Here is a 13480-nt window from a genome sequence, read left to right as displayed (position 1 = left end):
GGGACTGATCAGGCCTCGGGACGCTCCTCCGGGGAGGGCTCCGGGTCCTTGTCCACCGACACGGCCGGCGTCGCCGCCGAGGTGCCGTTCGCCGAGTTCGTCAGCTGGAGCTCCTTGGGAGAGAGCACCGGCGGACGGGTGGAGGGGGTGCGGCGGGAGGAACCGGTCCACGCGGGGCGGGCCGGACGCTTCACGATGGTGGAGAAGACCTCGGCGATCTGCTCCTTGTTCAGCGTTTCCTTCTCCAGCAGCGCGAGGACGAGGTTGTCGAGGACGTCGCGGTTCTCGACCAGGATCTCCCAGGCCTCGTTGTGCGCGGTCTCGATGAGCTTCTTGACCTCTTCGTCGACCAGCGCCGCGACCTCTTCCGAGTAGTCCCGCGGGTGCGACATCTCGCGCCCGAGGAACGGCTCGGTGTTGTCGCCGCCGAACTTGATCGCACCGAGACGCTCGGTCATGCCGTACTGCGTGACCATCGCGCGGGCCGTGGCGGTGGCCTTCTCGATGTCGTTCGCCGCACCGGTGGTCGGGTCGTGGAAGACCAGTTCCTCGGCCGCGCGCCCGCCCAGCATGTACGCCAGCTGGTCGAGCATCTCGTTGCGCGTGGTCGAGTACTTGTCCTCGTCGGGCAGGACCATGGTGTAACCCAGGGCCCGACCGCGGGACAAGATCGTGATCTTGTGGACCGGGTCGGAGTTCGGGGAGGCCGCCGCGACCAGGGCGTGTCCGCCCTCGTGGTACGCGGTGATCTTCTTTTCCCGGTCCGACATGATCCGGGTCCGCTTCTGCGGGCCCGCCACGACACGGTCGATCGCCTCGTCCAGCGCGTGGTTGTCGAGCAGCTTCTTGTCCGAGCGGGCCGTGAGCAGCGCGGCCTCGTTCAGGACGTTGGAGAGGTCGGCACCCGTGAAGCCGGGCGTACGACGGGCGACCGCGCCCAGGTCGACGTCCGGGGCGACCGGCTTGCCCTTCTGGTGGACCTTGAGGATCTCCAGACGGCCCTGCATGTCGGGACGGTCGACCGCGATCTGCCGGTCGAAGCGGCCCGGACGCAGCAGCGCCGGGTCGAGGATGTCGGGCCGGTTCGTGGCGGCGATCAGGATGACGCCGCCCTTCACGTCGAAGCCGTCCATCTCGACGAGCAGCTGGTTGAGGGTCTGCTCACGCTCGTCGTGACCGCCGCCGAGGCCGGCACCGCGGTGCCGGCCGACTGCGTCGATCTCGTCGACGAACACGATCGCCGGAGCGTTGGCCTTGGCCTGTTCGAACAGGTCGCGGACACGCGAGGCACCGACACCGACGAACATCTCGACGAAGTCGGAACCGGAGATCGAGTAGAAGGGAACACCGGCCTCGCCCGCGACGGCACGCGCGAGCAGGGTCTTTCCGGTGCCGGGCGGGCCGTAGAGCAGCACACCCTTGGGGATCTTCGCGCCGACCGCCTGGAACTTCGCCGGCTCCTGGAGGAACTCCTTGATCTCGTGGAGTTCCTCGACGGCCTCGTCCGCGCCCGCGACATCGGCGAACGTCGTCTTCGGGGTGTCCTTGGTGATGAGCTTGGCCTTGGACTTCCCGAAGTTCATCACCCGGGAGCCACCGCCCTGCATCTGATTCATCAGGAACAGGAAGACGACCACGATGAGAACGAAGGGCAGCAGCGAGAGCAGCACGCTGAGGAACGGGCTGGTCTTGTCCGGCGAGACGGTGTAACCGTCCGGGATCTGACCGGCTTCGTACTTGGTCTGGAGGTTCTGGGCGAGTTGAACGCCCTGGTCCCCGATGTAGTTGGCCTGGAACTTGGTGCCGTCGTTGTCGCCGAGCTTCTGGTCCTTCTTCAGCTCGATCTTGATCATCTGGCTGTCACCGGTGGTGAGCTTGGCGCTCTCCACCTGGCCACTGTTGATCGCCTTGATGACCTCGCTGGTCTCCACCGACTTGTAGCCGCCGCCGGAGCCGACGACGTTCATCAACACGACCACGGCGAGGACGGCCAGCACGATCCACATGACCGGCCCACGGAAGTATCGCTTCACGTCCATCCATACGGGGCGCTAGGCACCCCGTCCCTCCTGCCCGTAGGTAAATGCTGCTGTGAGTAAAGACTGTTCTTCGGAATGTACCCCTGTATTGTCACCCGCGGCCTCGCGGGACGGCTGACAGACCCACCTTCCCCTGCTCCAACGGCGGGAATCGCCTCCAGGTTCCCCAGGTTTCCCTGTCGGTTCCGCGGAGGCCTCGGGGTGTACCGCGCCCGGCGTCGGGACGCGGCCGCGTGCGGCCGTCGGAGTCAGCCGCCGTACACGTGCGGGGCGAGCGTGCCGACGAACGGCAGGTTGCGGTACTTCTCCGCGTAGTCCAGGCCGTATCCGACGACGAACTCGTTCGGGATGTCGAAGCCGACCCACTTCACGTCGATCGCGACCTTGGCGGCCTCGGGCTTGCGCAGCAGCGTGACGACCCGGAGCGACGCCGGCTCGCGCGAGCCCAGGTTCGACAGCAGCCAGGACAGCGTCAGGCCCGAGTCGATGATGTCCTCGACGATCAGGACGTGCTTGCCCTTGATGTCGGTGTCGAGGTCCTTGAGGATCCGGACCACGCCCGAGGACTGGGTCCCGGCGCCGTACGAGGACACCGCCATCCAGTCCATGGTGAGCGGGGTGGACAGGGCGCGCGCCAGGTCCGCCATCACCATCACCGCGCCCTTGAGCACACCGACGATGAGCAGGTCCTTGCCCGCGTACTCCGCGTCGATCTTCGCTGCCAGCTCGGCGAGCTTCGCGTCGATCTCTTCCTTGGTGATGAGCACCGACTCGAGGTCGGAGCCCATGTCCTTCTCGTCCACCCGCATCACTTTCGTTGTCGGCCGCGACTCCGGAGGTGGGTGCCTCCGGAGGCTCAGCCGCGTTTCAGCACCGATCAGCCCTGCCGGATGACAAGTCTGCCACCCTGCCGCTGGGCCTCGACCCGGCCGGGCAGGTTGATGGCGCCCTGACCGCGCCATCCGGTGATGAGCCGGTCCACTTCCTCGATGTGACGGGCGAAGAGGGAGCCTGCGGGGGAGCCGGCGGCGACCACGGCCCTGCGCAGTACGCGTCGGCGGACGGCGGGGGGCAGCGCGTAGAGCTTCGCGCACTCCAGGCGGCCGTCCGCGTCGCGGACGCCGGCGTCCGCGTCGGCGGCCCAGGCGTCGAGGGCGTCGGCGTCGTCCCGGGAGAGCTGGGCGGTGCGGGCGAGTGCCTCGACGACCCCCTTGCCCAGCGCCTTCTCCAGGGCGGGCAGTCCCTCGTGGCGCAGCCGGGAGCGCGTGTAGGCCGGGTCGATGTTGTGCGGGTCGTCCCAGACGGGGAGCGACTGGACCATGCAGGCCTTGCGGGCGGTCTGCCGGTCGATCTGGAGGAAGGGGCGGCGGTAGCGGTTGCTGCGACCGGGTCCGCCGGATTTCTCGGCCATGCCGGAGAGGGAGCGGGTGCCGGAGCCGCGGGCGAGCCCCAGCAGGACGGTTTCGGCTTGGTCGTCCCGAGTGTGGCCGAGCAGTACGGCTGCGGCGCCGAGTCGGTCGGCGGTCGCGTCCAGGGCTCCGTAGCGGGCGTCGCGGGCGGCGGCCTCGGGGCCGCCGTCACGGCCGACGCGCACGGCGACGGACTCCACCGGGTCGAGGCGGAGCGAGGTCATGCGGCTGACGACTTCGGCGGCGCGCAGGTCGGAGCCGGCCTGGAGGCCGTGGTCGACGGTGACGCCACCGGCGCGGATGCCGAGTTTGGGGGCCTCGAAGGCGAGGGCGGAGGCGAGGGCCATGGAGTCGGCGCCGCCGGAGCAGGCGACGAGGACGAGCGGCGGGGTGCCGGGCGCGGTGCGGCGGTCGGCGGGGCGGCCGGTCGGGTGTGGCTCGTTCGGATCGGTGAGGTCGGTGAGGACGTCGTGGAGTACGCGGCGGACCGCCAGGCGTATCGCCGCGACCGCAGGATGGGGACCCATGTCCGGTGCCCTTCGTGGAGTTCGGATGCCTCGGAGGCGTTGGGGTGGTGCGCAGGGGTGTTCGGTGGTGCCGGTGATCGGCGGGGTTCTCCGCGAGGAGCCTCCGGCGAGTACCGGTTGTCACTCAGAGTGCGTCGATGGTGACAGAACCGAGCCGTTCCCCGAGCATCGCACGCCCTTCCACGGCCCACGGTCCCTCGGACGGGTGACGCTGTTTCCCCCAACGGGACAATTTCAAGCCTGCCGGGCGGGTGAGTCGGGTAACAGGACCCTTCGGCGCGGCGCTTGGCCGCGCCGCGCACGACGGGTCGCGTCGCGCGGCCGTCGCGCGGTTCCGGGCGCCCGGGGCGGGCCGGGCGCCCGGACTCACTCCGATCCGCCGTCCTCGCTCCCCTTGCCGTGGACCCGGGCGACCCAGTCCGCGGGCTTGGCGATCTCCGCCTTGGTCGGCAGCGTGTTCGGGGAGGTCCAGACCCGGTTGAAGCCGTCCATGCCGACCTGGCCGACGACCGCCCGGACGAACCGTTCGCCGTCGCGGTACTGGCGGAGCTTGGCGTCCAGGCCGAGCAGCTTGCGCAGGGTGGCGTCGAGCCGGCCGGCCCCGCTGGCCCGGCGCTGCTGGAACTTCTCCCGGATCTCGGCGACCGAGGGCACCACCTCGGGGCCGACCCCGTCCATGACGAAGTCGGCGTGGCCTTCCAGCAGGGACATGACGGCGGTGAGCCGGCCCAGTACTTCTCGCTGTTCGGGGGTCTGTACCAGTTCGACCAGCGAGCGGCCCTCTTCGCCGCGTTCGGCGTCGGGGCGGGCGCCCGAGAAGGACTGGGCGGCTTCGCGGAGTCGTTCCAGGACGGTCATCGGGTCCATCTCGGTGGCGCCGAGAAACGTCTGGATTTCGCCCTCCAGGTGGGCGCGGAGCCACGGGACGGCCGTGAACTGCGTACGGTGCGTCTCCTCGTGGAGGCAGACCCACAGGCGGAAGTCGTGCGGATCGACCTCCAGCTCGCGTTCCACGTGCACGATGTTCGGCGCGACGAGGAGCAGTCGGCCGCCGCCGGCGGCGGAGCCCGGCAGGTCGAGGCCCGCCGGTGCGAAGGTCTCGTACTGGCCGAGCACCCGGGAGGCCAGGAAGCTGAGCAGCATGCCCAGCTCGACGCCGGTGACCTTGCCGCCGAACGCGCCGAGCACGGAGCCGCCGGGGGTTCCCTCGCGGCGCTCCTGCATCTTGCCGAGCAGGGGTCCCAGCAGTTCGCGGAAGCCGGCCACGTTGGCCTTGACCCAGCCGGCCCGGTCGACGACCAGGACGGGAGTGTCGTGCACCTCGGCGCCGTCGGGCAGCATCCGGGTGAAGTCGCGCACGTGCCGTTCCGAGGTCTTGGCGTGCCGGCGGAGCTCCGCCACCACCGCCCGGGCCTCGTCGCGGCTGACCTCCGGACCCGGCCGGACCAGCCGGGTCGCGGTCGCCACCGCGAGGTTCCAGTCGACCATCTCCACACCACCGATGCTCGTCATGCGTCAACCGTACGTGGACCGGCGCCGCGGCGGATCCCCCCGAAGGGCGCGGTCACGGCCCGGATGTGGCCGCCACGGTGGCGGCCAGCTTGTCCAGGCCCTTCTCGGCGGCGGCGGGGTCGGGGCTGTTCGCCGTCAGGAACGCGAAGGCGAGCAACCGTCCGGACGGGTCCACGACGGTGCCGGCGAGGGCGTTCACCCCGCTCAGCGTGCCGGTCTTGGCGCGGACCAGGCCGGCGGCCGGGGAGTTCCCGGCGTTGCGGGCGCGCAGGGTTCCGGAGAATCCGGCGACGGGCAGGCCGGTGAGGACCGGCCGCAGCTCGGGGCGCTCGGGGTCGGCGGACTTGGCGAGGAGGGAGGTCAGCAGGGCGGTGGTGACCCGGTCGGCGCGGGCCAGGCCGCTGCCGTCGGCGAAGCGGGCGCCGGTGACGTCGACGCCGAGGGTGGCGAGCCGGGCGGCGACGGCCTTCTCCCCGCCCTCGAAGCTCGCGGGTTGTCCGGAGGCGATGGCGGTCTGGCGGGCCAGGGCCTCCGCGATGTCGTTGTCGCTGTTGGTCAGCATCCGCTCGACGAGGCCGCCCAGGGGGGTGGAGAGGGTGGTGGCGAGCGGCTTGGCCCCGGTGGGTGCCTTGGCCTCGGTGGGGTCGCCGGTGACCTTGATGCCGCGTTCCGAGAGCAGGGCGGCGAAGGCGCGGGCGGTGTCCCCGGTGGGGTCCTCGGTGCGGTCGACGGGTCCGGAGACGGAGTCGTCGGGGCGGCCCTCGTCGGCCATGAGGGCGGTGACGGGGGCGATGTTGTCGTTGACGCCGATGGGGTGGCGGGTCGGTCCGGTGTAGAGCGAGTCGTCGTGGCCGAGGGCGACGGAGGTCGTCCCGGCGGCCTTGAGGGCGCGGGCCGTGTCGGCGGCGAGGGCGACGAGGCTGCCGCCGGAGCCGGCCGGTGCCTTCTTCTTGGCGGTGAGGGAGGGGTCGCCGCCGCCGACGAGCACGATCTGTCCGGGTCCGGTGCCGGGGACGACGGTGGTGCGGATCCGGTGTTCGGGGCCGAGGGCGGCGAGGGCGGCGGCGGCCGTGGCGATCTTGACCGTGGAGGCGGGGGTCATGGCCTCGCGCGCGCGGGATTCGAAGAGGACCTGTCCGGTGGCGGTGTCCACCACGGCGGCCGATCGGAGGTCGCCGAGTCCGCGGTCGGCCAGCAGGGGTTCCAGGGCCTCGGCCAGTGCGGTGCCGCCCGCGGTCACCTGCCGGGGCGCCCGGCCGATCCCGGCCAGTACCCCGGGGGCGCTCGGCGCGGCCTGCGGGAGGCCGCCGGCGGCGTGATCTGCGCCACCCGTACGGCTCCAAGAGGCGGCCCTGTCCCGCTCGGCCTTACGCTGGCCGGAGTCCCACGGACCGGCGGCGGCCACCGTCGCCAGCGAGAGGGCGAGGCCGGCCACGGCCGACCCCGCGATGAGCTGCCACGTCTTGTCCAATGGCACCTCGGACCAGCCCCTTTCGCGATCACACTTATGCGTGAGGGACACTTAACCACTGCGTCTTGCCGCGAGCATGGCACCCCACCCGGCAGGGCTGGATCGGACGCGCACGCAGGTGAGTCAACGCAGTCCCGAAGCAATGAAGCTGATCATGGAGGAGCAGGACGTGGAGTTCGACGTCACCATCGAGATCCCCAAGGGTTCGCGGAACAAGTACGAGGTGGACCACGAGACCGGCCGGATCCGTCTGGACCGTCGCCTCTTCACCTCGACCAGCTACCCGGCCGACTACGGCTTCGTCGAGAACACCCTCGGCGAGGACGGCGACCCGCTGGACGCCCTGGTCATCCTGGACGAGCCGACCTTCCCCGGTTGCCTGATCAAGTGCCGCGCGATCGGCATGTTCCGCATGACGGACGAGGCCGGTGGCGACGACAAGCTGCTGTGCGTCCCCGCCTCGGACCCGCGTGTCGAGCACCTGCGCGACATCCACCACGTGTCCGAGTTCGACCGCCTGGAGATCCAGCACTTCTTCGAGGTCTACAAGGACCTGGAGCCCGGCAAGTCCGTCGAGGGCGCCAACTGGGTCGGTCGCACCGAGGCCGAGGCCGAGATCGAGGCCTCGTACAAGCGCCTTGAGGCCCAGGGCGGCCACCACTGAGCTTCGGCTCGGTGACGGGTGGGCGGTTCGTACCGGCACCCCGATGACATCGCGGGCGGCATCCCCTTTCGCCGGGGGTGCCGCCCGTTGTCGTTCCCGCCCGGCGTCCGGCCCCGCGCCCGCCCGGCGTCCGTGTCGGGTTCCCGCCCCGCGGCCGCGTCGGGTTCCCGCCCGGCGGCCGTCGGGTGCGGGCGGGAAAGTCGGGCAGGCGGGGTCGGGGCGCGGCCTTCCGCTTTCGCCGTGGACGGGCGTGTTCCGCATACTGATGATCAGGCCGGTGGACTGGAGGACGGGTGGCGGAGGGCGAGGGCGTCGGTTCCGAGGATCGGAAGCCGAAATCCGACGAGGCACGCAGTGCGTTCACGGCACCCGCCGGGATACACGCGGAGGCGCCGGAGGACGATCAACCGACCTCGGAGTTCGCCGTTCCGGACGGTTTGGCGTCGGTGGCCGTGGAGCCCGAGGGGTCCGCGTTCGCCACGCCGCACACCTACACGGCCGCTCAGTCCCCGCCCGCGTACACGCCCGGCCAGGGCTTCCCCGTGGTGCGGATGAAGGAGTCCCCCTGGCAGGACCGGATGCGCACGATGCTGCGCATGCCGGTGGACGTGCGGCCCGTGCCGGAGGCCGTGCAGCGGGTGAGCGAGTCCGGGCCCGCCGTGGGCCGCGTGCTCGACCTCACGCTGCGCATCGGCGAGCTGCTGCTGGCCGGTGGCGAGGGAGCCGAGGACGTGGAGGCGGCGATGTTCGCCGTGGCCCGCAGCTACGGCCTGGACCGCTGTGAGCCCACCGTCACCTTCACCATGTTGTCCGTCACGCACCAGCCCTCGCTGGTGGACGATCCGGTCTCGGCGAACCGGACGGTGCGCCGTCGCGGTACCGACTACAACCGGCTCGCGGCCGTCTTCCGGCTGGTGGACGACATCAGCGCCCACGAGATGGACGTCTCGCTGGAGGAGGCCTACCGCCGCCTCGCCGAGATCCGCCGCAACCGGCACCCGTACCCCGGGTGGATGCTCACCGCGTCCGCGGGGCTGCTCGCGGGGGCGGCCTCCACCCTGGTCGGCGGTGGGGTGCTCGTCTTCCTCGCCGCCGCGATCGGTGCGGTCCTGGGCGACCGGCTGGCCTGGCTGTGCGCGGGGCGCGGGCTGCCGGAGTTCTACCAGTTCGTGGTCGCCGCGATGCCGCCCGCCGCGATAGGGGTGGCGCTGAAGCTGGCCGAGATCGACGTCAAGGCCTCGGCGGTGATCACCGGTGGGCTGTTCGCGCTGCTGCCGGGGCGGGCCCTGGTCGCGGCCGTGCAGGACGGTCTGACCGGCTACTACATCACTGCGTCGGCCCGGCTGCTGGAGGTCATGTACCTCTTCATCGGCATCATCATGGGCGTGCTGGTCGTGCTGTACATCGGGCTCCAGCTCGACGCTCAGCCGAACCCCGACGAGGTCCTCCAGATCACCCAGCGGCCGTTGATCCAGATCGCCGCGTCGATGGTGCTGGTGTTCACCTTCGCGGTCCTGCTCCAGCAGGAACGTTCCACGGTGCTGATCGTGACGCTCAACGGCGCCGTCGCCTGGATCACCTACGGGGCCCTGCACTACGCGGGCGAGATCCCGCCCGTGCCGTCCACGGCCATCGCCGCCGGGCTGGTCGGCCTGTTCGGGCAGCTCTTCTCCCGCTACCGCTTCGCCTCCGCCCTGCCCTACACGACGGCGGCGATCGGCCCGCTGCTGCCGGGCTCGGCCACGTACTACGGGCTGCTACTGATCGCGGAGAACCGGTTCAACGAGGGGCTCGGGTCGCTGGTGAACGCCGCGGCCATCGCCCTGGCCATCGCGATCGGCGTCAACCTCGGGTCGGAGGCCTCGCGGCTCTTCATGCGCATCCCGGGGGCCGCGAGCGCCGCCAACCGCCGGGCCGCGAAGCGCACCCGCGGGTTCTAGAACCCTCCCCCACGACGAACGCCCCGCGGACCGGAAGGGTCGGGCGGGGCGTTCGTCGTACGACAGGGCCGTGTGCGCGGCCGTGTGGGGCCGTGTGCGGGCCGTGGAGGGCCCGGGTGGGGAAGGTCAGCGCTTCGCGTGCCGGCCGCGACCGCCGGGGGGCTGCGGGTCGTCCTGGGGGCCGTCGCCGGGCCGGGCGGCGCTCTCGCCGGCCTTCGCCTTGTTCTTGCGGGCCTTGAGCACTTCGATGATCACCGGGATGACGGAGATCAGCACGATGCCGATGAAGATCGTCTCGACGTTGTCCTTGATGACGTCGAACTGGCCCAGCTGGTAGCCGAGGCAGGTGACGCCCGCGCCCCAGGCGATGCCGCCGATGACGTTGTAGGTCAGGAAGGTGCGGTACTTCATCGCGCCGGCGCCCGCGACCATCGGCGCGAAGGTGCGGATGATCGGCACGAAGCGGGCCAGCACGATCGCCTTGGGGCCGTGCTTCTCCATGAAGTCGTGCGCGGCGTCCAGGTTCTCCCGCTTGAACACCTTGCTGTTCGGGCGGTTGAACAGCTTCGGACCGAAGTACTTGCCGATCAGGTAGCCCACCTGGTCACCGATGATCGCGGCGGCCACGATCAGGGTGCACACGAGCCACAGCGGCTGGCTGATGTCGCCGCTCGCGACGAACAGGCCCGCGGTGAAGAGCAGGGAGTCGCCGGGCAGGAACGCGAAGAGGCCGGATTCCGCGAAGACGATGACCAGGATGCCGATCAGGCCGAAATGCCCGATCAGGTACTCCGGGGACAGCCACTCAGGGCCGAGCGCAAGCGTGTACACGAGTTCCGGGATCTCCTGGATCGGGGGGTGTGTGCGGGGACACGAGGCAGGACGGGTGGTTCCAATTATGAACGCACACGGTCCCCGCCAGGTTCCAGGTACCTGCGGGGACCGGGCGGGGAACTTCTGCCCGCGCCCCGGCTACACCTTCCGGATGGCGTTGGCGGTGATCGCGTCCCGCAGGTGCTCGGCGAGACCCGTCCGCATCGAGTCGTAGAACTCCTTGAACCGCTCGTCGGCGACGTACATGTCGCCGAGGCACGTGTGGAGCTCGTACCCGCAGTCGTAGAACCACGTGCCGATGTGCTGCCGGTGCTCCTCGGCCATGTCCATGGCGCGCTCGCCGTCGGCGGGCTCGCCGGCGTCCATCAGGGCCGAGTAGCGGACACCCCAGTCCGCCACCTGGTCCTGCATCAGCTTCCAGTCGTCCTTCGTGTACGTGGCGGCCCGGCGCTGCGACTCCGCGTAGGTCTCGGTGTCGCCCCAGCGCTCCCGCGCCTCCTGCTCGTACCGCTCGGGATCCTTGTCCCCGAACACCTCGAACCGCTCCTCGGGCGTGAGGTCGATGCCCATCTTCTTCGCCTCCATGGCGTGCTCGACGGCCTTGGCCATCTGCTGGAGCCGGGCGATCCGGTCGGTCAGGAGGGCGTGCTGCCGACGCAGGTGCTCCCTCGGGTCCGATTCCGGGTCGTCCAGCAATACGGCGACCTCGTCGAGCGGGAAGCCGAGCTCCCGGTAGAACAGGATGCGCTGCAACCGGTCGAGGTCGGCGTCGTCGTACCGCCGGTGCCCCGCGTGGTTGCGGCCGCTCGGGGAGAGCAGCCCGATCTCGTCGTAGTGGTGCAGGGTGCGCACCGTGACTCCGGCGAACCCGGCGACCTGGCCCACGGAATGGCCCATCGTTCCCGCTCCTCTGGTCGAGTACGCCCCTCACTGTGGCGCCTCACGCCACGTGAGGTGCAAGCCCGCGCGCCAAGGCGTGCGACAGGGCTTAGCGGGCTTCCGGCTTGATCGCGGGGAGCGCGGTGCGCGGCTTGGGCAGGAGGGCCTTGGAGAGGTCCTGCTTGCCGGCGTCGTCCAGGCCGTACATGGCCTCGTAGATGTTGCGGACCGCCGGGCCCGAGGCGCCGGAGCCGGTGCCGCCCTGCGAGATCGTCATCACGATCGAGTAGTCGGCGGTGTACGAGGCGAACCACGAGGTGGTCTGCTTGCCCTGGACCTCGGCGGTGCCGGTCTTCGCGTGCATCGGGATCTGCTGCTGCGGCCAGCCGCCGAAGCGCCAGGCGGCGCTGCCGTCGGTGACCACGGAGGCCAGGGCCTGGTCGATGTTGTCCCGGAGCTTCTTGTCCATGGGGAGGCGGCCCAGTTCCTTGGGCGCGATCTCCCGGGCCGAGGTGCCGTCGGGGCTGATGACGGCCTTGCCGACGGCGGGCTGGTGCAGGGTCCCGCCGTTGGCGATGGCCGCGTAGACGGAGGCCATCTGGAGGGGGGTGACGAGGGTGTCGCCCTGGCCGATGGAGTAGTTGATCGCGTCGCCCTCGCGGAGCTGGTTGCCCTGGCGGCAGTTCTCGTAGGCGATCTTCTCGCCGTAGGTGCCGTCCTTCTTGCCGTCCCGGCACCAGGCGGCCTTGCTCGCCTCGAAGAAGTCCTTCTTCCACTGCCGGTCGGGGACCCGGCCGGGCACCTCGCTGGGCAGGTCGATGCCGGTGCGCTTGCCCAGGCCGAACTCGTGGGCCGTCTTGAAGAACCAGTCCTCGGGGTTCTTCTTGGGCTTGATGCCGCCGTCCTTCTTCCACTCACGGTCCGCGATGCCGTAGTAGACGGTGTCGCAGGACACTTCGAGGGCCTTGCCGATGGTGATGTCGCCGTAGCCCTGGGACTCGAAGTTGGTGAAGGTCTGGCTGCCCACCGAGTACGAGCTGGGGCAGGGGTAGCGGCCGTTGAACGGGTAGCCGGCGTTCACGGCGGCCGTGGAGGTGACCACCTTGAAGATGGAGCCGGGGGCGGCCTGGCCCTGGATGGCCCGGTTCAGCAGCGGGTAGTTGGAGCCCTTCTCGGTGAGGGCCTTGTAGTCCTTGGCTGAGATCCCGCCGACCCAGGCGTTGGGGTCGTAGGTCGGGTTGGAGGCCATCGCGACGATCCGGCCGGTCTTGGACTCCATGACGACGACGGCGCCGGAGTCGGCCTCGTAGTTGCGGTGCGTGTTCTTGTCGTAGCCCTTGCGGGCCTCGATCATCGCGCCGTTCAGTTCCCGCTCGGCGACGGCCTGCACCCGCGAGTCGATCGAGGTCACGACGTTCGATCCGGGCTGCGGCTTGACGCTCTCGGCCTGACCGATGACCCGGCCGAGGTTGTCCACCTCGTAGTGGGTCACGCCGGCCTTGCCGCGGAGGTCCTTGTCGTACGTGCGCTCCAGGCCGGAGCGGCCCACCTGGTCGGAGCGCAGGTAGGGGGAGTCCGAGTTCTTGGCCTTGGTGATCTCCTCGTCGGTGACCGGGGAGAGGTAGCCCAGCACCTGTGAGGTGTTGGCCTGGTCGGGGGCGGCGTAGCGGCGCAGGGCGGTGGGTTCGGCGGTGATGCCGGGGAACTGCTCGGCGTGCTCGCGTATCTCCAGGACCTGCTCGGTGGTCGCCTCGTCGGTGATGGGGATCGGCTGGTACGGGGATCCGTTCCAGCAGGGCTTGGGGGTCTTGGCGTCGCACAGCCGGACGCTGTCGGTGACCTCGGCGGCGTCGAGGCCGAGGACCCCTGCGAGACGGGTCAGGACGTCCTTGCCGCGGTCCTTCATCTTCGACAGGTCGGTGCGGCTGGCGGAGACCACCATGCGGGTCTCGTTGTCGGCCAGCGGGACCCCGCGGGAGTCGAGGATGGAACCGCGCACGGCGGGCTGGACCACCTGCTGGGTGTGGTTGTTCTTCGCCTCGTCCGTGTACTCCTGGCCGTTGCGGATCTGGAGGTACCAGAGGCGCCCGCCGAGCGTCAGCAGCAGCGAGAAGACCACTATCTGGATGATCACGAGGCGGTTCTGGACCCGCTGGGTCCGCCCGGTCTCCGGAATGTTGGTCAACTCGGCTCTCCCCGGGACGT

8 protein-coding genes and 2 pseudogenes are annotated in these 13480 nt (G+C 70.4%); 2 read left to right on the top strand and 8 right to left on the bottom strand.

The window, feature by feature from the left end:
• Positions 1 to 8: 8 nt before the first annotated feature.
• The 5 genes from ftsH to dacB all read right to left on the bottom strand — a co-directional run bounded on the left by ftsH (position 9) and on the right by dacB (position 6964).
• Positions 9 to 2039, bottom strand: coding sequence for an ATP-dependent zinc metalloprotease FtsH (ftsH, locus tag OG906_RS19020; RefSeq protein ID WP_267799897.1), 2031 nt, complete (start codon positions 2037 to 2039; stop codon positions 9 to 11).
• A gap of 248 nt (positions 2040 to 2287) precedes the next feature.
• Positions 2288 to 2848 carry a hypoxanthine phosphoribosyltransferase gene (hpt, locus tag OG906_RS19015; RefSeq protein ID WP_329444361.1) on the bottom strand — a complete coding sequence of 187 codons (561 nt, stop codon included), beginning with the start codon at positions 2846 to 2848 and terminating at the stop codon, positions 2288 to 2290.
• A gap of 68 nt (positions 2849 to 2916) precedes the next feature.
• Positions 2917 to 3975, bottom strand: a complete 1059-nt coding sequence (tilS, locus tag OG906_RS19010; RefSeq protein WP_329444360.1) for a tRNA lysidine(34) synthetase TilS — start codon at positions 3973 to 3975, stop codon at positions 2917 to 2919.
• A gap of 366 nt (positions 3976 to 4341) precedes the next feature.
• On the bottom strand, positions 4342 to 5487 hold the full coding sequence (locus OG906_RS19005) for a zinc-dependent metalloprotease (protein WP_329444357.1): 1146 nt from the start codon (positions 5485 to 5487) through the stop codon (positions 4342 to 4344).
• Between the two features lie 52 nt (positions 5488 to 5539).
• On the bottom strand, positions 5540 to 6964 hold the full coding sequence (gene dacB, locus OG906_RS19000; protein ID WP_329444355.1) for a D-alanyl-D-alanine carboxypeptidase/D-alanyl-D-alanine endopeptidase: 1425 nt from the start codon (positions 6962 to 6964) through the stop codon (positions 5540 to 5542).
• 163 nt (positions 6965 to 7127) lie between these two features.
• On the opposite strand from dacB, the gene OG906_RS18995 reads away from it, so the two are divergent.
• Together OG906_RS18995 and OG906_RS18990 are read left to right on the top strand one after the other, a co-directional pair.
• Positions 7128 to 7622: an inorganic diphosphatase gene (locus OG906_RS18995; protein ID WP_008742522.1), complete on the top strand. Its 495-nt coding sequence runs from the start codon at positions 7128 to 7130 to the stop codon at positions 7620 to 7622.
• Positions 7623 to 7915: 293 nt separating this feature from the next.
• Positions 7916 to 9562: a threonine/serine ThrE exporter family protein gene (locus OG906_RS18990; RefSeq protein ID WP_329444353.1), complete on the top strand. Its 1647-nt coding sequence runs from the start codon at positions 7916 to 7918 to the stop codon at positions 9560 to 9562.
• A 156-nt stretch (positions 9563 to 9718) separates the two neighbouring features.
• Here the strand turns inward: OG906_RS18990 and OG906_RS18985 are convergent.
• From OG906_RS18985 to mrdA, 3 genes and pseudogenes are all read right to left on the bottom strand, one after another.
• Positions 9719 to 10393 (bottom strand): annotated as a pseudogene (locus OG906_RS18985) (DedA family protein); the annotation flags it as partial.
• A 141-nt stretch (positions 10394 to 10534) separates the two neighbouring features.
• Positions 10535 to 11293: a MerR family transcriptional regulator gene (locus OG906_RS18980; protein ID WP_267799891.1), complete on the bottom strand. Its 759-nt coding sequence runs from the start codon at positions 11291 to 11293 to the stop codon at positions 10535 to 10537.
• Between the two features lie 100 nt (positions 11294 to 11393).
• Positions 11394 to 13460, bottom strand: a pseudogene (gene mrdA, locus OG906_RS18975) (penicillin-binding protein 2); the annotation flags it as partial.
• Positions 13461 to 13480 lie beyond the last annotated feature (20 nt).

It is taken from the genome of Streptomyces sp. NBC_01426, from assembly GCF_036231985.1.
GTDB lineage: Bacteria > Actinomycetota > Actinomycetes > Streptomycetales > Streptomycetaceae > Streptomyces.
Note: the sequence above shows the minus strand (reverse complement) of the source record. Positions and strands in the feature narration are given on the sequence as shown.